At 71.0% G+C, this 19,094-nt stretch carries 18 protein-coding genes and 3 pseudogenes; 9 read left to right on the top strand and 12 right to left on the bottom strand.

Translation table 11 applies throughout. From position 1 onward, the window contains the following. Positions 1-40: 40 nt before the first annotated feature. From OG251_RS32150 to OG251_RS32135, 4 genes and pseudogenes are all read left to right on the top strand, one after another. The gene (locus OG251_RS32150) at positions 41-1,030 is read left to right on the top strand and encodes a helix-turn-helix domain-containing protein (protein WP_326680379.1); all 990 of its coding nucleotides are present in this window, start codon (positions 41-43) and stop codon (positions 1,028-1,030) included. 217 nt (positions 1,031-1,247) lie between these two features. Then, positions 1,248-1,730: a DUF456 domain-containing protein gene (locus OG251_RS32145; RefSeq protein ID WP_326680378.1), complete on the top strand. Its 483-nt coding sequence runs from the start codon at positions 1,248-1,250 to the stop codon at positions 1,728-1,730. A gap of 250 nt (positions 1,731-1,980) precedes the next feature. Then, positions 1,981-4,323 carry a glycosyl hydrolase family 95 catalytic domain-containing protein gene (locus tag OG251_RS32140; protein ID WP_326681486.1) on the top strand — a complete coding sequence of 781 codons (2,343 nt, stop codon included), beginning with the start codon at positions 1,981-1,983 and terminating at the stop codon, positions 4,321-4,323. A gap of 27 nt (positions 4,324-4,350) precedes the next feature. Continuing rightward, positions 4,351-4,482 (top strand): annotated as a pseudogene (locus OG251_RS32135) (PPOX class F420-dependent oxidoreductase); the annotation flags it as partial. A 36-nt stretch (positions 4,483-4,518) separates the two neighbouring features. Here OG251_RS32135 and OG251_RS32130 read toward each other — a convergent pair. Together OG251_RS32130 and rsgA are read right to left on the bottom strand one after the other, a co-directional pair. Next, positions 4,519-5,904: a DNA-3-methyladenine glycosylase 2 family protein gene (locus OG251_RS32130; protein ID WP_326681485.1), complete on the bottom strand. Its 1,386-nt coding sequence runs from the start codon at positions 5,902-5,904 to the stop codon at positions 4,519-4,521. Between the two features lie 72 nt (positions 5,905-5,976). Then, the gene (rsgA, locus tag OG251_RS32125; RefSeq protein WP_326680377.1) at positions 5,977-7,131 is read right to left on the bottom strand and encodes a ribosome small subunit-dependent GTPase A; all 1,155 of its coding nucleotides are present in this window, start codon (positions 7,129-7,131) and stop codon (positions 5,977-5,979) included. A gap of 362 nt (positions 7,132-7,493) precedes the next feature. Between rsgA and OG251_RS32120 the strand changes: the two genes are divergently transcribed. Next, positions 7,494-7,994: a DUF5949 family protein gene (locus OG251_RS32120; protein ID WP_073719183.1), complete on the top strand. Its 501-nt coding sequence runs from the start codon at positions 7,494-7,496 to the stop codon at positions 7,992-7,994. Positions 7,995-8,130: 136 nt separating this feature from the next. On the opposite strand, the gene OG251_RS32115 is transcribed toward OG251_RS32120, so the two are convergent. The 6 genes from OG251_RS32115 to OG251_RS32090 all read right to left on the bottom strand — a co-directional run bounded on the left by OG251_RS32115 (position 8,131) and on the right by OG251_RS32090 (position 11,176). Continuing rightward, positions 8,131-8,538 (bottom strand): rodlin, encoded by a 408-nt coding sequence (locus OG251_RS32115; RefSeq protein WP_073719182.1) that lies wholly within the window; start codon positions 8,536-8,538, stop codon positions 8,131-8,133. 119 nt (positions 8,539-8,657) lie between these two features. After that, positions 8,658-8,858, bottom strand: a complete 201-nt coding sequence (locus OG251_RS32110; protein ID WP_326680376.1) for a hypothetical protein — start codon at positions 8,856-8,858, stop codon at positions 8,658-8,660. Positions 8,859-9,086: 228 nt separating this feature from the next. Further along, positions 9,087-9,497 (bottom strand): rodlin, encoded by a 411-nt coding sequence (locus tag OG251_RS32105; protein ID WP_073719180.1) that lies wholly within the window; start codon positions 9,495-9,497, stop codon positions 9,087-9,089. 185 nt (positions 9,498-9,682) lie between these two features. Then, entirely contained in the window at positions 9,683-9,970 is a 288-nt protein-coding gene (locus OG251_RS32100; protein ID WP_326680375.1) for a hypothetical protein, read from the bottom strand. A gap of 278 nt (positions 9,971-10,248) precedes the next feature. Then, entirely contained in the window at positions 10,249-10,482 is a 234-nt protein-coding gene (locus OG251_RS32095; protein ID WP_326680374.1) for a chaplin, read from the bottom strand. A 292-nt stretch (positions 10,483-10,774) separates the two neighbouring features. After that, positions 10,775-11,176, bottom strand: coding sequence for a rodlin (locus OG251_RS32090; RefSeq protein WP_073719177.1), 402 nt, complete (start codon positions 11,174-11,176; stop codon positions 10,775-10,777). A 625-nt stretch (positions 11,177-11,801) separates the two neighbouring features. Here OG251_RS32090 and OG251_RS32085 point away from each other — a divergent pair. From OG251_RS32085 to OG251_RS32075, 3 genes are all read left to right on the top strand, one after another. Further along, on the top strand, positions 11,802-12,521 hold the full coding sequence (locus OG251_RS32085) for a chaplin (RefSeq protein WP_326680373.1): 720 nt from the start codon (positions 11,802-11,804) through the stop codon (positions 12,519-12,521). 180 nt (positions 12,522-12,701) lie between these two features. Then, on the top strand, positions 12,702-13,433 hold the full coding sequence (locus tag OG251_RS32080) for a FadR/GntR family transcriptional regulator (protein WP_326680372.1): 732 nt from the start codon (positions 12,702-12,704) through the stop codon (positions 13,431-13,433). 122 nt (positions 13,434-13,555) lie between these two features. After that, entirely contained in the window at positions 13,556-14,749 is a 1,194-nt protein-coding gene (locus OG251_RS32075) for an FAD-dependent monooxygenase (protein ID WP_326680371.1), read from the top strand. Positions 14,750-14,840: 91 nt separating this feature from the next. On the opposite strand, the pseudogene OG251_RS32070 reads toward OG251_RS32075, so the two are convergent. The 4 genes and pseudogenes from OG251_RS32070 to OG251_RS32055 form a co-directional block, all read right to left on the bottom strand. Then, positions 14,841-15,194: pseudogene (locus tag OG251_RS32070) on the bottom strand (MaoC family dehydratase); the annotation flags it as partial. Position 15,195: 1 nt separating this feature from the next. Next, positions 15,196-15,558: pseudogene (locus OG251_RS32065) on the bottom strand (MFS transporter); the annotation flags it as partial. Between the two features lie 137 nt (positions 15,559-15,695). Beyond that, positions 15,696-16,922 carry an acetyl-CoA C-acetyltransferase gene (locus tag OG251_RS32060; protein WP_326680370.1) on the bottom strand — a complete coding sequence of 409 codons (1,227 nt, stop codon included), beginning with the start codon at positions 16,920-16,922 and terminating at the stop codon, positions 15,696-15,698. Between the two features lie 136 nt (positions 16,923-17,058). Next, positions 17,059-17,955, bottom strand: coding sequence for a LysR substrate-binding domain-containing protein (locus tag OG251_RS32055; protein WP_326680369.1), 897 nt, complete (start codon positions 17,953-17,955; stop codon positions 17,059-17,061). Between the two features lie 208 nt (positions 17,956-18,163). Between OG251_RS32055 and OG251_RS32050 the strand changes: the two genes are divergently transcribed. Continuing rightward, entirely contained in the window at positions 18,164-19,081 is a 918-nt protein-coding gene (locus OG251_RS32050) for a CoA transferase subunit A (RefSeq protein ID WP_326681484.1), read from the top strand. The last annotated feature ends 13 nt before the right edge of the window (positions 19,082-19,094 follow it).

The following is a 19,094-nucleotide window of genomic DNA, read 5'->3' as shown; positions in this document are numbered from 1 at the left end:
GCGGCGGCGCGCGATCACAAACGCCCGGGGAGGGCCGGAGATGCTGGGTGCGATAGGTCTCGACGAGCGACAGGAAGCGGCGTACCGCGCACTCGTCGCGGCGGGGGCCGCGGAGCTCTCCGACCTCGCGCACCGGCTGGCGCTGCCCGAAGGGGACACCGAGCGGGCGCTGCGCAGGCTGGAGCAGCAGGGCCTGGCGGCCCAGTCATCGGCGCGGCCCGGCCGCTGGGTGGCGGCGCCTCCGGGGGTGGCGCTGGGGGCCCTGCTGATCCAGCAGCGGCACGAGCTGGAGCAGGCGGAGCTGGCGTCGGCGCTGCTCGCGGAGGAGTACCGGGCGGAGGCGAGCGAGCCGGCGGTGCACGATCTGGTGGAGGTCGTGACCGGGGCGAGTGCGGTGGCGCACCGTTTCCATCAGTTGCAGCTGGGGGCGACCTCGGAGGTCTGCGCGCTGGTCACCGGCAATCCGATCGCGGTGAGCGGCATGGACAACGAGTCCGAGGAGCGGGCGGCGACGCGGGGGGTGTCCTTCCGGGTGGTCGTGGAGCGCGAGGTGCTGTCGCTGCCGTCCGGGATCCTGGAGCTGTCGGCCGCGCTGAGCCGTGACGAGCAGTGCCGGGTGGTGGACCGGGTGCCGACGAAGCTGGTCGTCGCCGACGCGGGCCTGGCGATGGTGCCGCTGACCGGGCGCGGCGCGGAACCGGCCGCTCTGGTCGTCCATGCCAGCGGGCTGCTGGAGTCGCTGATGGGGCTGTTCGAAGCGGTGTGGCGGGAGGCCATGCCGCTGCGGCTGGGCGAGTCCGGGTGGGTACGGGAGGACGAGGTCGGGCCCGATCCGACGGATCTGGAGATCCTGTCGCTGCTGCTGGCCGGGCTGACGGACGCGAGCGTGGCGAAGCAGCTGGACCTGGGGCTGCGGACCGTACAGCGGCGGGTGAAGGGGCTGATGGAGCTGACAGGGGTCTCGACGCGGCTCCAGCTGGGCTGGCACGCGTACGAACGGGGCTGGGTGTCCCGCACCCCGCGCGCCTGAGACCGCCCCGGCCCGCGGACTCCTGTTCCAGGCCCGCGAAGCGGCTGCCGAAACGGCTCCCGGAGCCCGCTCCCCGGGACGGCCCCGGAACGGCTGCTCAAGCTGCTCCCCGGCCCGCCCCGAAGCGCTCCCGAACAGGCGTCCGTCCAGGAGTCCGCGCAGGTGGCCGGGGCTGCGCTGACGGGCGTAACCCGGCGGTCTCCGGCACGCTGGTCAGATGAGTGTGTGGCAGCTCGTCGCCGTCGGCCTGGTCATGCTGCTCGGACTGGTCGGCGTGCTGGTGCCGGGCGTGCCGGGGCAGGCGATCGTGTGGGCAGCGGTGCTCTGGTGGGCTCTGACGGACCAGGCGCCGGCCGCCTGGGGCGTACTGATCGGCGCAACCGTCGTACTGCTGCTCAACCAGGCCCTGAGACCGCTGCTGCCACCCCGCCGCCCCGGTGAGTCGGGGGCGCCCCGCAAGAGCTTGATGATCGGTGGGGTGGCGGCGATCGTGGGGTTCTTCGTGCTGCCGGTGGTGGGCGGGGTCGTGGGGTACGTCGGTGCGATCTACGGTGCCGAGCGGCTGCGGCTCGGCAGCCGGGGAGCGGGCTGGGCCTCGGTCCGCTCGGTGATGCGGGCGACCGGCTACTCGGTGCTGGTGGAGCTGTTCGCCTGTCTGCTGGTGGCGGGCGCCTGGCTGGGCGCGGTGATCCTGAGCTGAGCCGCGCCACTCCGCGTACCGGCATGGACTCATGGCTGAACACTGTCCAGAGCCACGGATACACATCCGATCTCTGCACACCTATTGACGCACAGACACCACCTGCCTACCTTCCCTGGAGATATAGCTCGGATGAATTGATGTGCTCACGCCTGCGTACGAGCCGCCAGGAGACGCCTTGCCCACAGCACCGGAACCGTCCGCCGCCATTGCCGCTCAGCCGGAGTCCCGTCCCTTTGCCGACGCCCCCGTGCCCTCCTCCCCCTCCCGAAGGGCCGTTCTCGCCACCGGCACCGCGCTCGGCGGCGCGCTGGTGGCAGGAACCGCCACCGCCGCGGTCGGCGCCACCGCGCCGTCCCCCTCCACGACCGCGCACGCCCCCGCCACCGTGCACGCCCCCGCCGACAGCTGGCGCACCGTCCTGGACGACGCCGACCTGCTCTGGCGGAAGCTGCCGAAGACCTGGTACGAGGGCCCGTATCTCGGCAACGGCCGCCTCGGCTCGGGGATCTATGCCGAACCGGGCGCACAGAGCAACGCCATCCGCTTCAACGTCCAGCACTCCGAGGTCCAGGACCACCGCCCGGAGTTCGGTTCGCTCTTCGGCCTCGCCCGGCTCCCGATCGGCCATTTCACCCTGGAGCCGGTCGGCACGATCACCGGTGTCGAGTGGTGGATGCGGCTGCGCACCGCCGAGCTCGAAGGCACCGTCACCACCACCGAGGGCACTCTGAAACTCCGCGCCCTCGTGCACTCCTCCAGCGATGTGCTCGCCGTCGAGGTCACCCCCGACGCGGGTGAGCAGGGGTTCGGCTGGGTCTTCCACCCCGCGGAAGCGATCAGTCCGCGGGCCGCGTTCAAGCCGCTCCCGGAGGGCTACACCGGCAATCCCCCGGCCGTCGTCGAACGGCACGGCGAGGTGACCGCGGCCGTCCAGCCGCTGCTCGCGGGCGGGCAGCACGCCACCGCCTGGCGGGACCACGCCCGCGGCGATGTGCGGACGCTGTACGTCACGGTCACGCACTCCCACCCGCGGACCACGGCCCGGGACCGGGCGCTGCGTACGGTGAGGACCGCATCGGCCCTCCCGTACGCGCTGCTGGCGCGGCCCCACCGGGCGTGGTGGGACCGGTTCTACCGGAAGAGCTTCCTCTCGCTGCCCGATGCCCGGCTGCAGCGCTTCTACTGGATCCAGCTGTACAAGACCGCCTCGGCGGCGCGCAGGGACGCCCCGGTGATGGCCACCTCGGGGCCCTGGCTGGAGCCCACCCCTTGGCCCAACACCTGGTGGAACCTCAACGTCCAGCTGGAGTACTGGCTGATCCACGGCTCCAACCACCTCGAACTCGACGCGGTCACCCGTGCCCTGAGCGAATTCCGCGACCAGCTCTCCCGCGAGGTGTCCGCGCCCTACCGCGCGGACTCGGCCGGTATCCCCCGTACCACCGACCCCCAACTGGTCAACGGCGCCGCGGTGGCCGAGGGCGGCTACGGCGTCGGCATCCCCGGCCGGGACGAGCCCACCCCCGAGGTCGGCAATCTGACCTGGGCGCTGCACAACGTCTGGCTGTCCTACCGGCACACCATGGACCGGTCGATCCTGCGCGACACGCTCTTCCCACTGCTGCGCAAGGCGGTCAACTACTACCTCCACTTCCTCACGCCGGGCGCGGACGGGAAGCTGCATCTCCCGGCCACGTTCTCGCCCGAGTACGGCGTGAACGCGCCGGACTGCAACTACGACCTGATGCTGCTCCGCTGGGGCTGCCGCACCCTGGTCGAGTCCGCGCGGGAACTCGGCGTGCGCGACCCGCTGACCGCCCGCTGGCAGGAGGTCCTGGCCAGGCTCGCCCCGTATCCGGTCGACGGCGACGGTTTCATGATCGGTGCCGGAGTGCCGTTCGCGAAGTCCCACCGCCACTACTCGCACATGCTCGCGGTCTACCCGCTGTACGAGATCACCGGTGCCACCGCCGGGGAACGCACCCTGATCGAGAAGTCCCTCGCCCACTGGGTCGGCTTCGAAGGCGCGCTCCAGGGCTACACCTTCACCGGCGCCGCGTCGATGTCCGCGCTGCTGGGCAAGGGCGAGGACGCGCTGAAGTACCTCGGTGAGCTGATGGGCCGGTTCATCCAGGCGAACACCATGTACAAGGAGTCGGGCCCGGTCATCGAGACCCCGCTCTCCGCCGCCCAGTCGCTGCACGACATGGTGTGCCAGTCCTGGGGTGACGTCATCAGGGTGTTCCCCGCGCTGCCCGCCGCCTGGCAGGACCTGACCGTCCACGACTTCCGCACCCAGGGGGCGTTCCTCCTCAGCGCGGTACGGGAGGCGGGCCGGACCCGCTGGCTCCGGCTGACCAGCGAGGCGGGCGCGCCCTGCGTCGTACGCCACGGCATCGAGGGGCGCGTCGAGATCCGCGACCGGCGCGGACGGCCGCTGCGTCATACGGAGGTCGCGCCCGGCACCGTACGGATCGAGCTGCGCAAGGGTGAATCCGCGCTGATCACCGCACGGGGCGACCGCCCGGACCTGACGATCCGCCCGGTCGCGTCCGACGGGGACACACCGCGCTGGGGCCTGCCCGCCTGAGCCCGCCGGACGGCGGGGCCCACGTCCCGGGGCGTCGGCATCAGGGGCGAGGCCGAACTGCTCGTCGGACCGCACGGCCTCGGCCCGCACTTCGACGGGGAGCTGATCCGCGTCCACCCGGGGAAGGTGCACAGCCGGGGCCTGGACGAGCCGGCCTGAGCGCGCACGGACGCGCCACCGCGGACCCGGGCGCCGTCACTGCGGGGACGGCGCCAGGGCCGCGTCCAGCTCCAGGTGACGCACGGCGTACGACCGCCACGGCCGCCAGGACTGCGTCGTCCCGGCGCCCCGCGCCGCGTCCGGGTCCACGTCGGGATCACCGAGCGCCCGCATCCGGATGAGCGCCGCGGTCCGCGGATCCATCCCCGGCAGCCGGAGCAGCGCCCGCTCCGCCTCGTCCCGGTCGGCCCCGGCGTCCAGCCGTACGTCCCCGTCGGCCAGCGCGGCCGCCAGGGCCACCAGCGCGGGTTCCTCCACGGCACCGGCCAGCACTCCGGGCTCGGGAAACACATGGGTGAGCCCGCCGCACGGCACGTCCAGCACCTTCCCGTACCGCTCCACCAACTCCTCGGCCCGTGCCCGCCCCACCAGCGTCCGTACGGCGAACTCCTCCGGGTCCGCGGTGCCCGGCGAGCGCAGCCCCGGCCGCGCGGCGACGAGCGGCGCGAGCCGGGGGTGGGCGCCGAGCGCCTCGTCGACGGCGTACGGATCGGCGTCCAGGTCGAGGAGCCGGCGCAGCCGCTGTACGGCGGTGGTGAGGTCGCGCAGGTCGGTCAGCTGGATCCGGGCCTCCAGCCAGGGCCCCGGGGACGCCTCGTCGACGGCGACGATGCCCGCGCCGTAGGGCAGCCGCAGCGTGCGCCGGTAGGTCCGGCGGCCGGACGGCCCGCTGATCTCCTCGATCCTTGCCACGGTCGCGGTACCGAGCAGATCGAACACCTGCCGGGCGGCGTACGGGCCGCGGTGGGCGAGCCGCAGGGGGATTCCGGCCCGGCGCCCCTCCCGCGCCCCCGCTCCGAGGCCGGTTCCGGCCTCGGTCCGCAGGGAGCTGGGCGTACGGGCGTAGATCTGGCGGATCGTGTCGTTGAACTGGCGCACACTGGCGAATCCGGCCGCGAAGGCGATCTCGGTGACCGGCAGGCCCGTGGTCTGGAGCAGGACCCGGGCGGTGTGCGAGCGCTGGGCACGGGCGAGCGCGACGGGGCCGGCGCCCAGTTCGGCGTTCAGCTGGCGCTGGACCTGCCGGGGGCTGTAGCCGAGGCGGCAGGCGAGACCGGGAACGCCTTCCCGGTCCACCACCCCGTCGCCGATCATCCGCATGGCCCGGCCGACCACATCGGCGCGTACGTTCCACTCCGCGGAGCCGGGTACGGCGTCCGGGCGGCAGCGTCTGCAGGCCCGGAAGCCGTTGCCCTGGGCGGCGGCCGCGGTCGGGTAGAACCGTACGTTCGCACGCTTGGGGGTGACGGCGGGGCAGCTCGGCCGGCAGTAGATGCCGGTGGTCACGACGGCGAAGAAGAACTCGCCGTCGAACCGTGCGTCGCGGCTGCTCACCGCCTCGTACCTGGTCTCTTCGTCCATCACACCGTCCAGTGTGCGGCAGCCGCCGCTGCCGCACTCGCGGTTTTCGGACGTCGAACCGGCCGGTGGCGACTATCGCACCCGGCCGCGCTTGGCCTGCATCGCCGCCCTCCCCTCGGCGCCCTTGCGCTTCCAGTCCCGCAGGAGCTCGGAGCGCACCCGGGCGTCGGTCTTGGCCACGATGCGCTGGTTCTCGCGCAGCAGCTTGCGGTAGCTGTCGAGGCGCCGCTCGGACAGCGACCCGTCCTCGGTGGCGGCCAGGACCGCGCAGCCGGGCTCCGCCTCGTGGGCGCAGTCCTGGAAGCGGCAGTGCCGCGCGAGGTCCTCGATCTCCGAGAAGACCTGGCCGACCCCGGCCTCCGCGTCCCACAGTCCGACCCCGCGCAGCCCGGGGGTGTCGATGAGGACGCCCCCGTGCGGCAGGACGAGGAGGTTGCGGGTCGTGGTGGTGTGCCGGCCCTTCCCGTCGACGTCGCGGGCGGCCTGCACCTCCATCACGTCCTCGCCGAGCAGCGTGTTGGCGAGGGTCGACTTGCCCGCGCCGGAGAGCCCGAGCAGCACGCTCGTACCGCCGGAGACCACGGCGGCGAACACGTCGAGCCCTTCGCCGGTGGCGGAGCTGACCGGCAGTACCTGCACTCCGGGTGCGACGGCCTCGATGTCCTGGACGAGGTGGGACAGGGTGGTCACGTCCGGCACCAGGTCGGCCTTGGTGAGCAGCACGATCGGCTGCGGATCGGTCCGCCGGGCCGCGGTGCCGTCCCCCAGCAGCGCGTCACCGCTGGAGCTGGACATGGCGAGCGCGAGGAAGCGCTCCAGCCGCCCGAGGTCGAGCTCGACCGCGAGCGAGACGCAGATGGCGATGTGATCGATGTTGGTGGCGAGCACCTGCCCTTCGGAACGCTGCGAGGACGTCGAGCGGACGAAGGCGGTACGCCGCGGCAGCAGCGTCCGTACGAACTGGGGGTCGCCGTCGGGGTCGAGGGCGACCCAGTCCCCGGTGCAGACGATCCGCATCGGGTCGCGGGGCACCACGAACGCGGTGTCCGCACGGAGTGTGCCGTCGGGGGTGACCACGTCGCACTGACCGCGGTCGACCCGCACCACGCGGCCGGGCAGGAGGCCCTGCTCGGCGTACGGGGCGAAAGCGGCCGCCCAGTCGTCGTCCCAGCCGTAAGGAGCCAGCGGGTGCGACGAGGACGGAACCGGAAGAATCGGGAAAGACAAGGGAAACCCTTCACAAGGGCGGCCCCGGCACCACGCGCTCGGCGTGGGAAAGTTCAGGAGAAGGTCAGCCGGTGGCCACGGGGGGTGAGAACGATGCTCTTCTGGTTGTGGGCAGCGCCCATCGCAACGACAGTCATCAATGTCCTCACCTCCTGGTTCCTTGCGGTATGTCGCCCCGCTGTGCGGAACGTTGCACACCATAGCCCGCCCCCGCCCGGCAGCGTCAACAGGTTTTCCACCGGCACCCGGTACGGCCTTCGCGAGGGCCGCGGCGAGGTATTCGTCGGAGATACCCGCAGATCTCCCTCGATCAGGTGAAACGGGTGCACAACGTCCGGTCTCGGGCCGTTAGGGTGCCGAGCATGACCTCACCCCAGACCGCCACCGGCACGTTCACACAAGCCCAGTTGGGCACCCAGATCCTCATCGGCTGGAGCGGCGGACACCCCGACCAGGAGCACGATGTCGCCTTCCTTCTCACCTACTCGCTGGGCGACGGGCAGGACGGCCCGGAGGTCGGCGAGGCCGCGTTGCGCACGGCCCTGACGCGCGCGGGCCTTCAGGTCGGCGGTGGCGTCCAGGACGCCACCGAGACGCCGGGACTCCAGGTGAAGCTGCTCGTCCAGGCCGGCCAGGCCGTCCTGACGATGCCGCACCTCAAGGCGCAGTACACCGTCCCCGCGGAGTGGCTGGCCGCCGCCGAGTCGCAGGGCCAGGTGTACGGGATGTTCGCCACCCGGCCGTGGCCCGAGGCGGTGCCGGGACAGCCGGTCAGCGAGGAGCAGTTGCGGGCCTTCGCGGCGAACGAGGACGTCGTGCGGACTTCCGCCCACTGCCTCCTGCCCGTACGCGCCCTGGCCTGACCCCTGGCCGCCCCGCCCGCACATGACGATGCCCACCACCCCCCGTGGAGTGGTGGGCATCGTCATGTGCGGTGCCGTGGTGACACACACGGGCGGCCCGGAGGGAGATCCTCCGGGCCGCCCGCACTCAGTGGTGTCAGTTGTTGCCGACGCCGTTGCCCGAGAGGACCGGGATGCCGTCCAGGACGTGCGACAGCGGCTCGTCGCCCTTGGCCTGGGTGGAGTTGTCGGCGCACTGCTGGTTCTGCGGGTTGGACAGGACGTTGACGTCCTGGACCGTGATCGGCACCAGGCCGATGAGCGAACCGACGTTGACCTTGGCAGGCAGCCCGATGCAGAGCTTGTTCAGCGTGCCCTGGACGAGCTGGTTCTGCGGGCTCCAGTCACCCTTGGTCACGCTGTTGCCGAAGGCCTGCGAGGCGCCATTGCCGTTGAGCGTCGTGGTGCCACCGTCATTGCCGATCGCCATGGCCGTGGGAGCCGCGGCCGCGGACAGACCGATCAGGGACACAGCCACTGCCGCGCCGGCCATCATCTTCTTCATCAAGCTTCACCTTTCGGAGCGTCCCGTTGTGGAACGTACTGAACAACCGCCGCCGACGGGATCGGTTGCGCAGTACCACTCAAATGGGTGTGATCCGGCGCAAGGTCGACGCCGCGCGGTCATGTCCCGGCGGCCTCGCCGGAGGTACGCGCCGCGGGGACGAAACGGCCACCGCGGCTCTCCGCGGGCTGGTGGGGCGCGTCCGCTCCGGGGCTCCGCCCCGCCGCCCGCCACTCGGCGACGAGCCGGTCGTAGATCGGTGTGCTGTCCTGCGCGGGCTGCTGCCCGCTGGGTGGTTGACGTCTGTCGTACTGGTCCATGCAGAGGCCCTACCCGGACCGGGAGCGAACGTCGGCCCGTACTGCGGCATCCGGACCAATCACCCGCCGCGGGCACGACGAAGGGCCAGCGCATCCGGGCTGCCGAAGAACGGTCGCCGTACGGATGGGCTGGCCCCACGCGTGATCAGGCACTGCGGACAGGCGGATTCCCGGCCGCCCCCCGTAAGCCCGGGGAACTCAGCGCCGGGGGTCCGGAGTTACGCGGCCTCAGTTGTTGCCGACACCGTTGCCCGAGAGGATCGGGATGTTGTCCAGGATGTGCGACAGAGCCTCGTCACCCTTGGCCTGGGTGGAGTTCTCGGTGCACTGCTGGTTCTGCGGCGAGGACAGGACGTTGAGGTCCTGGACCGTGATCGGCACCAGGCCGATGAGCGAGCCGAGGTTGGCCTTGGCCGGCAGGGCGATGCAGGGCTTGTTGAGCGAACCCTGGATGAGGGCGAACTGCGGGCTCCAGTCACCGTGGGTGGCGGAGTTGCCGTACGCCTGCGAGGCGCCGTTGCCGTTGATCGACGTGGTGCCGCCGTCGTTGCCGATGGCCATGGCGGAGGGGGCCGCAGCAGCGGAGACACCGACGACCGAAGCAGCTACGGCTGCCGAGGCCAGAATCTTCTTGATCATGAAAAAGCCCTTCGTGGGATAATCTTTTGCCCGCCTATCCGGAGCGTCCTGATCAACTCTGTCCGGCGGGGATTGGTTGTGCTCATTCACTCGAACGATGCTTATTTCTTCCGTGAATCCGAAGAATTCACGGAACCGGGCACCGGAGAGAATGTGAAGCGGTGGAGAACTGCGCCGTACGACGGTCAGCCGCCGAGGGGCAACCCGCCGAGCAGCGGAGCGGCGGTCTCGGCCACACCGGTGGCCCCGTTCGCCAGCTTGCCGACGGTGCCCTCCTTGTGTACCGCCTCGGCGGCACCGCCGACCGTGTCGATCAGCGGGTCCACCGCCTGCGGGGCACTGGCCATGACCTGGTTCAGGCCGCTGTCGAGGCTGAAGTTGGGGGCCGTGTCCGTCACGGCGAAAGCGGGAGCAGCCGTTCCGAGGGCGACCATGGAACCGGCAACGAGCGCGGCGGTCTTCGCGTACTTCACTTCTGGTTCCCTTCTGCGCGGCATCTGTTTCGGTCACGTTCCCGTGCCGCACACAAGGTCTCTTTACCTGTGACTTCTGCCGCTTTGCCGTGAATAACGATCCGACCATGAACGGGAAACTGTGCGGCCGCAGATTTTTCCCGCCCCCATGAGGCCGGACAATGAGTCCGGGACGAAGTCTGCACGAGAGGTGCACGGGGAAAAGGGGAAGGCCCCGGATCGACGTGCGCCGATCCGGGGCCGACCGTGGTTGGGCCGACGGCTCAACCAGTCACCATTCAGGCGTTGATACAGGTGTTGCCGAAGCTCGGGTTCAGCAGACCGACAACGTTCACGGTGTTACCGCAGGCGTTGATCGGAATGTGGACCGGGATCTGCACGACGTTGCCGGACAGCACGCCCGGGGAGCCCACGGCGATGCCCTCGGCGCCCGCGTCGGCCATGGCCGGAGCGGCGAAGCCCAGCGCCATGAGGGTTCCGGCGGCGACGGCGGCAATCTTGGTGTACTTCACTTTCGTCCCTTTCTGCGGGGGAGTCCGGAGCGATACGACTTTCGTACCGCCCGAGCGTGATGCTGAGTGCTCGCGACTCCGACGCTGTAATTCGTAACGATTAACGGCCGAGATCGAAACTCTTCCGTGAGCAGATTCTCGGGAACCGCCCGAATGACGCAGCTATCAGTCGATCCACGCCACGGGGAGGCTCATATGACGAGCAGACATACGGATGCCCGCGCATACAGCAACAGGCCCGGTCCGCTCGGTGGAGGAACGCCGGCGGTCCGGGCCTGGTCGGTGCGGCTGATCAGCCGTTGTGGGCACCGTTGCCGGAGAGGATCGGGATGCTGGACAGGATGTGCGACAGAGCCTCGTCACCCTTGGCCTGGGTGGAGTTCTCGGTGCACTGCTGGTTCTGCGGCGAGGACAGGACGTTGATGTCCTGAACCGAGATCGGCACCAGGCCGATGAGCGAACCGGCGTTGGCCTTCAGCGGCAGACCGATGCAGGGCTTGTTGAGCGAGCCCTGGATGAGACCGAACTGCGGGCTCCAGTCACCGTGGGTCTCGGCGTTGCCGTAGGCCTGCGAGGCGCCGTTGCCGTTGATCGAGGTCGTGCCGCCGTTGTCGCCGATCGCCATGGCCTGCGACGCGCCGAGACCGAGGATGGAGGCGGCGACAGCGCCCGTAGCCAGAACCTTCTTGATCACGATGAACCCTTCTCGTATCCGGTTGCCCCGTACCGGAGCCCCCTGACCAACTCACGACCCGGCAATTGGTTCTCTGCATTCACTCGAATGCCTGGCGCTCGGGGCGCATTGACCTGAGGCACGCCCGATGTCCACCCCGTCCGGGTGATCCCTTGGCCACGCGTGCGACGAATCCCCGCCCGGCCCGGTCCTATCGGCAGGGACAATCGCCGTGAAGGCGATTCGTGAAGGAATTGCGACCCTTCGACGGGGTGTTCACCGCCGGACGTCCGAGAAGTGGACGCCCCCGCCCACCCTCGACGCGGACACCCTCGGGGAACCGATCCCCCGAATACCTTTGATCCTTCTACCAATTCCCTCACCGCCCGGACCAGGACACAAACGCCTGTGCGTCATCCGTTCGGATGATTACAGAATTTCCACTGACTTCCAAGTTTCCCCCACAACTCTCGGTCGTTATGGGTGACGTCCAGCGCGCACTTGGTCAACAGCTTTCGGAATGACCTCCGCCGGAGCACACGGCCTCGACGGAGGAAGCGGCACCGCCCGACGATTCCGCGGGCGAATCGCCCATGCGAAGTGTCCTAAGGAAGGGCAATTAATGCGACAGGTCTTGAATAAAAGTATGATCGTTATGGCTGCGGCGTCGGGCATCCTGTCCGCGGCGGGCGGCTACGCGCACGCCGACGCCTCGGCCGAGGGTGCCGCTGTCGGCTCGCCGGGGGTCGGCTCCGGCAACGCCGTCCAGGTGCCGGTGCACATCCCGGTCAACGCGTGCGGCAACACGGTCAATGTGATCGCCCTGCTGAACCCGGCGTTCGGCAACGCCTGCAAGAACGTGGACTCCGGTGGCCACGGGGGCCAGAGCGGAGCCGGCGCCGAAGGTGTGGCGGCCCACTCCCCGGGCGTCCTGTCGGGGAACCTGGTCCAGGCACCCGTGGATGTCCCGGTCAACGCCTGCGGCAACGGCGTCAACGTCGTCGGACTGCTCAACCCCACCTTCGGCAACGAGTGCGCGAACGTGAGCGGCCCGGACCACCACCACCCTCCGACCGAAGAGCCGCCCACGGAGGAGCCGCCGACCGAAGAGCCGCCGGTCGATGAGCCCCCGGTCGACGAGCCGCCCGTCGACGAACCTCCGGTCGACGAGCCGCCGACGAACGAGCCGCCCGCCAACGAGCCGCCGGTCCACACGCCGCCGAACGACACCCCCCGGCCGAACCAGCCGGGCGCGCACCTCGCCGAAACCGGTTCCGCCGGTCTCGGCCTGGCCGCCGGTGCCAGCGCCGGGCTGCTGCTCGGCGGGGCGATCCTGATGCGCCGCACCCGCGGTTCGCGGGGCTGAGACCGGCCCGTCCGGTCGACGAAGGGTCCGGCAGGACAGCTGACGCTGTTCTGCCGGACCCTTCGCGTGCGAGGGGCGACACCGAGGTTCCCGGTCAACGGATGTCTGATATCTGACGCCTTGATAGCGTGGTGCCGTCGTTCGATGATCGAACGGGTTCACGAGGCGGGGAGTTCACCTATGTCCGGCACCCGGTCCGGCCGGACGCTGCTCCGGCAGGAAGTCGTCGACGGCATCAAGCGCTACATCCTTGAGGAGAAGCTGCGCCCCGGGGACCCGCTGCCCACCGAGCCGGCCCTGTGCGAGGCGCTCGGCGCCAGCCGCTCCAGCATCCGCGAGGCGGTCAAGATCCTCGCCGCGCTCGACATCGTCGAGGTGCGCCACGGGCACGGCACGTACGTCGGGCGGCTGAGCCTGTCCGCCCTGGTGGAGAGCCTGACCTTCCGTGGCCTGCTCTCCCCCGGCGATGACTTCCAGGTGCTGGCCGACCTCGTCGACGTACGCGAACTGTTCGAGCGCGGCACGGCCGATCGGATCGTCTCGCTGCTGGAACCGGAGCAACTCGACGGGCTGGACGCCCTGGTCGCGACGATGCGCGAGACCGGCGCGGGCGAGGGGACCGGCTTCGTGGAGGCGGACCGCGCCTTCCACGCCCTGCTCGTCGCCCCGCTCGGAAACGATCTGATCGGCCGGCTCTCGATGGCCTTCTGGGACGTGTACGCGATCGTCGCGCCGCACCTGGACGGCTTCACACACGCCGACGAGACGGAAACGATCACCGCCCACCAGAACATCGTGGACGCCGCACGAGCGGGCGACATCCCCGGCTTCATCACCTCACTGGGCGAGCACTACGCCCCGGTCAGACGCCGGATCTCCGAAGCCCGCGCCCGCGACGGCATCGAGGTCTGAGACCCGGCGCCTCGCCGCCCGCACCCGGGCGATGTCCACAGCGGGCCGCGCGACCGGCCGTCGAGTGGGACGATGTGCGGGTTCAGCGTCTCCCAGGGCGAGCCGGCGAAGGTGGTGGCGGCGTGGCGACAACAGCCTTGCGGATCGGGGTGGTCGGCGGCAGCATCGCCGGTTGCGCGATGGCCGTCGCGGGGATCCGGGCCGGTGCGGACGTCACCGTGTACGAGCGCAGCGACGGCGAACTCCAGGACCGGGGGTTCGGGATCGTGATCCCGCCTCCCCTGCACGAGGAACTGGTCGCGGCCGGATATCTGGACGCGGCCATGCCGACCGCCCCGGTGGCGTCCCGGATCTGGGTCACCCGGCAGCCGGGACGGTACTCCGGGCGGGAGTTCGCGCGGCAGGCCTCCGCGGTGACCCCGTGCAACTGGGGCCTGTTGTGGCGGTCGTTGCGCGCGAACACGGGCGGGGCTCGCTACCTGCGGGGGCGGCCCGTGACCGGGGTCGGGCACGCGCCGTCCGGGCGGGCGGTGATCCGTACCGCGGACGGGGAGGAGTTGTACGACATCGTCGTGGGAGCCGACGGGCACGAATCGCCGACCCGTCAGCTGCTGGCACCCGGGCTGCGTCCGACACCCGCCGGGTATCGGGTGTGGCGCGGCACCATCGCGCTGAGCACCCTCGCCGGTCATCGGCGGGAGCTGGAGCTGCTGCGCGAGGCATGGGTCACCCTCTGCTTCCGGGGCGGTCACGGGATCTTCTATCTGATCCCGGCCGGCTCCGGGGGCGTCACGCGGCGCGGCGAGTCCCGCGACCGGCTGCTGGCGTACGCCATCTACGGCCGTCCGCCCGCGTCGGGCGTCGATGTCGGGACGTACGTACGCGATATCGCCGATGAGCACTTCCCGGCGGCCTGGGCCGACATCGTCGCGCGTGGCGAGCATGTCGCCATGGCCTGCCACCCGGTCGTCGACATCCAGGTCCCCCGCACCGCACGGTCCCCGTTCCTGCTGGCCGGGGACGCGGCGGGGGTCACCCGGCCGCACACGGCCAGCGGCGCGGTCAAGGCACTCCAGGACGCGCGCGCCCTGGAGCGGGCGCTGCGGGGCGCCGCGTCACCGGCCGAGGCCCTGGAGCGGTACGCGGACGAACGCACCGCTGTGGGCGCCCACCTGGTGGAGCTGGGGCGCAGGCTGGGGCGCGCCCAGGTGGAGGAGACCCCCGACTGGGCGGCGATGGACCAGGACGACGTGGACGCGTGGTGCCGGGCCGCCTTGGCGGGGACGCGGCACTACTTGTACGGGGAGTTGGGATAGCCGGGGCCGGGGCGCGGGGTTTCCGGGCCGGGGCGCGGGGTTTCGGAGGTGCTGGACGCCAGGTCGGGGGGGAGGCGGGTTCGTGGCGCTTCTACGGGTAGAAGCGCGTCAGCGACTCCGCCACGCAGGCCGGTCTCGCGGATGCCTCCAGCTCGAAGGTGAACGCCCGGGTCATCTGAACGCCGCCGCTCGCGACCTCCCTGACCTCGGTGACCGAGGCGTGCAGCCGGACCCGGCCGCCGACCGGGACGAGCGTCGGGTAACGGACGCGGTTCACCCCATAGTTGAGGTCCCGGCCCACTCCTCGTACCTGGAGCAGTTCGCCGAACATCGGGATGCCCCAACTGAGGACCATGTACCCGTGGGCGATGGTCCGTCCGTACGGTCCGTTCGCGGCCCGCTCCACGTCGGTGTGGATCCACTGGTGGTCCCCGGACACATACGCGGGCGGTGGCGGGGGACGCGGCCACCGGTTCGGCCGCCTGCTCGTCGTGGTTGGGGCGCTTGAGGAGCAGCAGCATGCAGCCCAGGGTCAGCACGGCCTGGAAGACCGCGTACGCGATGACGGCGGCGATCGAACCGGTCCGGTTCAGCAGGAACTGGCCGATGATCGGGGTCGTCCCGCCCAGCAGGGTGCCGCAGAGCTGGTAGCACAGAGAGATGCCGGCGTACCGCAGGTGAGCGGGGAAGCGGCTGGCGAGCATGCCCGCGAGGGCCGCGTAGTAGAGGCAGTGCGGGATCGTGGCGACGGCGACACCGAGCATCGCGAGGCCGTAGTTCTCGGTGCTGATGAGGAGGAACAGGGGAGGGGGGAGGGCGCGGGGATCGGGGTGCAATGTGACATGTCGTCGCGTGGCGGCGTGACATGTCACAGTGCGGGACGCGGCGTCCTGTGCCACCACGCCCTGCGGTGTGACAGGTCACCGCGGCGACCCGGTCCGGTGTGTCAGGACGCGATGCGCTCGAAGACGGCTGCCAGGCCCTGGCCGCCGCCGATGCACATCGTCTCCAGCCCGTAGCGGGACTCACGGCGGTGCATTTCGTGGGTGAGCGTGGCGAGGAGGCGGGCGCCGGTGGCGCCGACCGGGTGGCCGAGGGAGATTCCGGATCCGTTGACGTTGATCCGCTGCTCGTGATCGGTGTCGCCCAGACCCAGTTCCCGCGTACAGGCGAGCACTTGCGCGGCGAACGCCTCGTTGAGCTCGATCAGGTCGAGGTCGGCCAGGGTGAGTCCGGCGCGGGCGAGCGCCGCACGGGTGGCCGGGACGGGGCCGATGCCCATGGTCGCGGCGGGTACTCCCGCCCGCGCGAACGAGACCAGCCGGACGAGCGGGGTCAGTCCCAGGCGTTCGGCGGTGGCCGCGCCCGTCACCAGGCAGGCGGCGGCCGCGTCGTTCTGGCCGCTCGCGTTGCCCGCGGTGACGGTCGCCCCGGGGTCGGACTTGCCCATGATCGGGCGGAGCCCGGCGAGTTGCTCGGCGGTGGTGTCGGGGCGGGGGTGTTCGTCCGCGGTCACCGACGTCTCGCCCTTGCGGGTCCGTACGGTGACGGGGACGGTCTCCGCCCCGTACCGGCCCTCGGCTGCCGCACGTGCGGCGCGCTGCTGCGAGCGCAGCGCCAGCGCGTCCTGGTCGGCGCGGCTGATCCCGTACTCCCGGCGCAGGTTCTCCGCGGTCTCGATCATGCCGCCGGGGACGGGGTGGTTGACGCCGCCCGCGGTGACCCGGCCCCGGGCCAGCGCGTCGTGGAGCTGGAGGCCGGGGCCCTTGATGCCCCAGCGCCCGTCGTGCGTGTAGTAGGGGGCGGCGCTCATCACGTCGACGCCGCCCGCGATGACGACCTCGCTGAAGCCGGCCCGGATCTGCATCGCCGCGTCGAGCACGGCCTGGAGGCCGGACCCGCAGCGCCGGTCGATCTGGGCGCCGGTGACGGTCGCGGGGAGCCCCGCGTCCAGGGCGGCGACCCTGCCGATGGCCGGCGCCTCGGCGGACGGGTAGGCGTGCCCGAGGATCACCTCGTCGACCCGGTCCGGATCGATACCGGTACGGGCGACGACCTCGGCGATGACACGCGCGGCGAGCGAGGCCGGTGTCTGCTGCGCGAACGCCCCGCCGAAACGGCCGATGGGGGTGCGCAGCGGTTCGCAGATGACGACATCGAGCGGGTCGGGCACGGCAGGGCCTTTCGCGAGGGGCGGCGGGGACGGTGCGGGTATGTGGGCGACCATCGCATCCGGCGACTGAGTCGGTCCAATATCGAATTCACCCTGGTTCGAGACGTGACCCGTCTCAATGGGGCCCTCGCCCCGTTCAGCGCGACGGCGTCGGCAGGGCCTCCTCGGCGACGGCGAGCACGGCGCGCAGCGCGGCGGAGGGATTGTCGGCACGCCAGGCCAGGGCCGCCTGACGGCGGATGGGCGGTCCGGCGAGGGGACGGTAGACGAGCCCGTTCTGCTGGATGTGCTGGCACGAGGTGACCGTGAGGGTCACACCGACTCCGGCGGCGACCAGCGCCAGGATCGTGTACGAGTCGGGGGCCTCCTGGACCACCCGCGGGTTGAACCCGGCGCCCTCGCACGCCTCGACCATCGCGTCGCGCACGGTGGAGCCGGTGTTGGCCGGGAACGAGACGAACGATTCCTCGGCCAGGACCCCGATCGGCACCGTCTCCCGCTGGGCGAGCGGGTGGTCGGAGGGCAGGGCGCACAGCAGCTCCTCCTCGTCGATCACCCGGTAGGCCACTCCCGGCTGGGTCACCGGCAGCCGGACGAACCCGAGGTCGAGCGTGCCGTCGGCGACCCGGGACAGCGCGACGTTGGCGTACGTCTGGCCGGTCATGACGAGTTCGAGGCCGGGGTGGGCGGCGCGCACGGCGCGGGTGAGCTGGGGCAGCGTCTCGTGGCTGGAGGCGCCGGCGAAACCGATGGTGACCCGGCCGTACTCACCGCGGCCCGCCGACCGGGCGGCCCGTACCGCGGTGTCGAGGTCGTCCAGGACCGTCCGTACCGGTTCCAGGAACGACTCCCCCGCGCTGGTGAGCCGTACCGAGCGGGTGTTGCGCCGGAAGAGCTGGACGCCGAGCTCCTTCTCCAGCTGCCGGATCTGCTGGCTGAGCGGGGGCTGGGCCATCTGGAGCCGCTTGGCGGCCCGGCCGAAGTGCAGCTCCTCGGCCACGGCGACGAACGCGTTCAGATGACGTAGCTCCATACCTGCGCCCCCTCCCCTTCATTCATATCCGGCACGTCTTGATCCGACCCTAATTCGGTATTGGACAGCGATCAATGGCCGCTGACACCGTGGGGCGATCTGCACGCCTAGGCCGAGGAGCACTGTGGACCGGACGGACAGGACCGACGGGGCGGACGGGGCGGACGGGACCCACGTAGTCGACGGGACCGACGGGACGGACAAGGTCATGTCGATGAAAGCGGCCGTCGCCGCCTTCGTCCACGACGGAGGCACCATCAGTCTCGAAGGCTTCACCCATCTCATCCCGACCGCCGCCGGGCACGAGATCATCCGCCAGGGCCGCCGGGACCTCACCGTCGTCCGGATGACGGCGGACATCGTGGTGGACCAGATGCTCGCGGCGGGCTGTGTCTCCCGACTGGTCTCCTCCTTCGTGGGCAACTCCTCCGCCGGTTCGCTGGGCGAGCTGCGCAGGCGGATCGAGAACGCCGACCCGGAGCCGCTGGTGTTCGAGGAGTACAGCCACTACGGGATGATCTGCCGGTATCTCGCCGGTTCGCAGCGGCTCCCCTTCTATCCGCTGCGTTCCTACGGCGGGAGCGACCTGCCGTCGGTCAATCCCGGTCTGCGCAAGGTCACCTCGCCCTATCCCGGTCCGGACGGCGAACCGGAGCGGATCTATGTCGTCCCGCCGGTCAACCCGGACGTGACGATCATCCACGCCCAGCGCGCCGACCGCCGGGGCAACACCCAGATGTGGGGACTGACCGGCATCCAGGCCGAGGCGGTGTACGCGGCGGACAAGGCGATCGTCGTCGTGGAGGAGCTCGTCGACGACGAGGTGATCCGCTCGGACCCGAACCGCACCCTGGTACCCGCCCACGCGGTCGACGCCGTCGTGGTCTGCCCGCGCGGCGCCCACCCCTCCTTCGCGCAGGGGTACTACGACCGGGACAACTCCTTCTACCGGGCCTGGTCGCGGATCAGCAAGGACCCGGACCGGCTCCAGGAGTGGCTGGACGAGTGGGTGCGCGGGACGGCCGACCACGCCGCGTACGTGGACAAGCTCGGCGAGGAGTTCTGGGCGGGGCTCGCGGTCGGCGAGGCGCTGAGCGAGCCGGTGAACTACGGACGGCGGCTGTGAGCGCGGGACACGA

The sequence above is a fragment of the Streptomyces sp. NBC_01237 genome (genome assembly GCF_035917275.1).
GTDB lineage: Bacteria > Actinomycetota > Actinomycetes > Streptomycetales > Streptomycetaceae > Streptomyces.
The sequence above is the reverse complement of the archived record's forward strand: the minus strand, read 5'-3'. Positions and strand labels throughout refer to the sequence as shown.

What these genes read in the sequence shown, in the direction of transcription:
- OG251_RS32145 (WP_326680378.1), top strand. Translation starts at nt 1,248, where the DNA reads ATGAGTGTGTGGCAGCTCGTCGCCGTCGGCCTGGTCATGCTGCTCGGA.
- OG251_RS32080 (WP_326680372.1), top strand. Translation starts at nt 12,702, where the DNA reads ATGTCCGGCACCCGGTCCGGCCGGACGCTGCTCCGGCAGGAAGTCGTC.
- OG251_RS32110 (WP_326680376.1), bottom strand. Translation starts at nt 8,858, where the DNA reads ATGGACCAGTACGACAGACGTCAACCACCCAGCGGGCAGCAGCCCGCG.
- OG251_RS32050 (WP_326681484.1), top strand. Translation starts at nt 18,164, where the DNA reads ATGTCGATGAAAGCGGCCGTCGCCGCCTTCGTCCACGACGGAGGCACC.
- OG251_RS32105 (WP_073719180.1), bottom strand. Translation starts at nt 9,497, where the DNA reads ATGATCAAGAAGATTCTGGCCTCGGCAGCCGTAGCTGCTTCGGTCGTC.
- OG251_RS32130 (WP_326681485.1), bottom strand. Translation starts at nt 5,904, where the DNA reads ATGGACGAAGAGACCAGGTACGAGGCGGTGAGCAGCCGCGACGCACGG.
- OG251_RS32085 (WP_326680373.1), top strand. Translation starts at nt 11,802, where the DNA reads ATGATCGTTATGGCTGCGGCGTCGGGCATCCTGTCCGCGGCGGGCGGC.
- OG251_RS32055 (WP_326680369.1), bottom strand. Translation starts at nt 17,955, where the DNA reads ATGGAGCTACGTCATCTGAACGCGTTCGTCGCCGTGGCCGAGGAGCTG.
- OG251_RS32120 (WP_073719183.1), top strand. Translation starts at nt 7,494, where the DNA reads ATGACCTCACCCCAGACCGCCACCGGCACGTTCACACAAGCCCAGTTG.
- OG251_RS32115 (WP_073719182.1), bottom strand. Translation starts at nt 8,538, where the DNA reads ATGAAGAAGATGATGGCCGGCGCGGCAGTGGCTGTGTCCCTGATCGGT.
- OG251_RS32150 (WP_326680379.1), top strand. Translation starts at nt 41, where the DNA reads ATGCTGGGTGCGATAGGTCTCGACGAGCGACAGGAAGCGGCGTACCGC.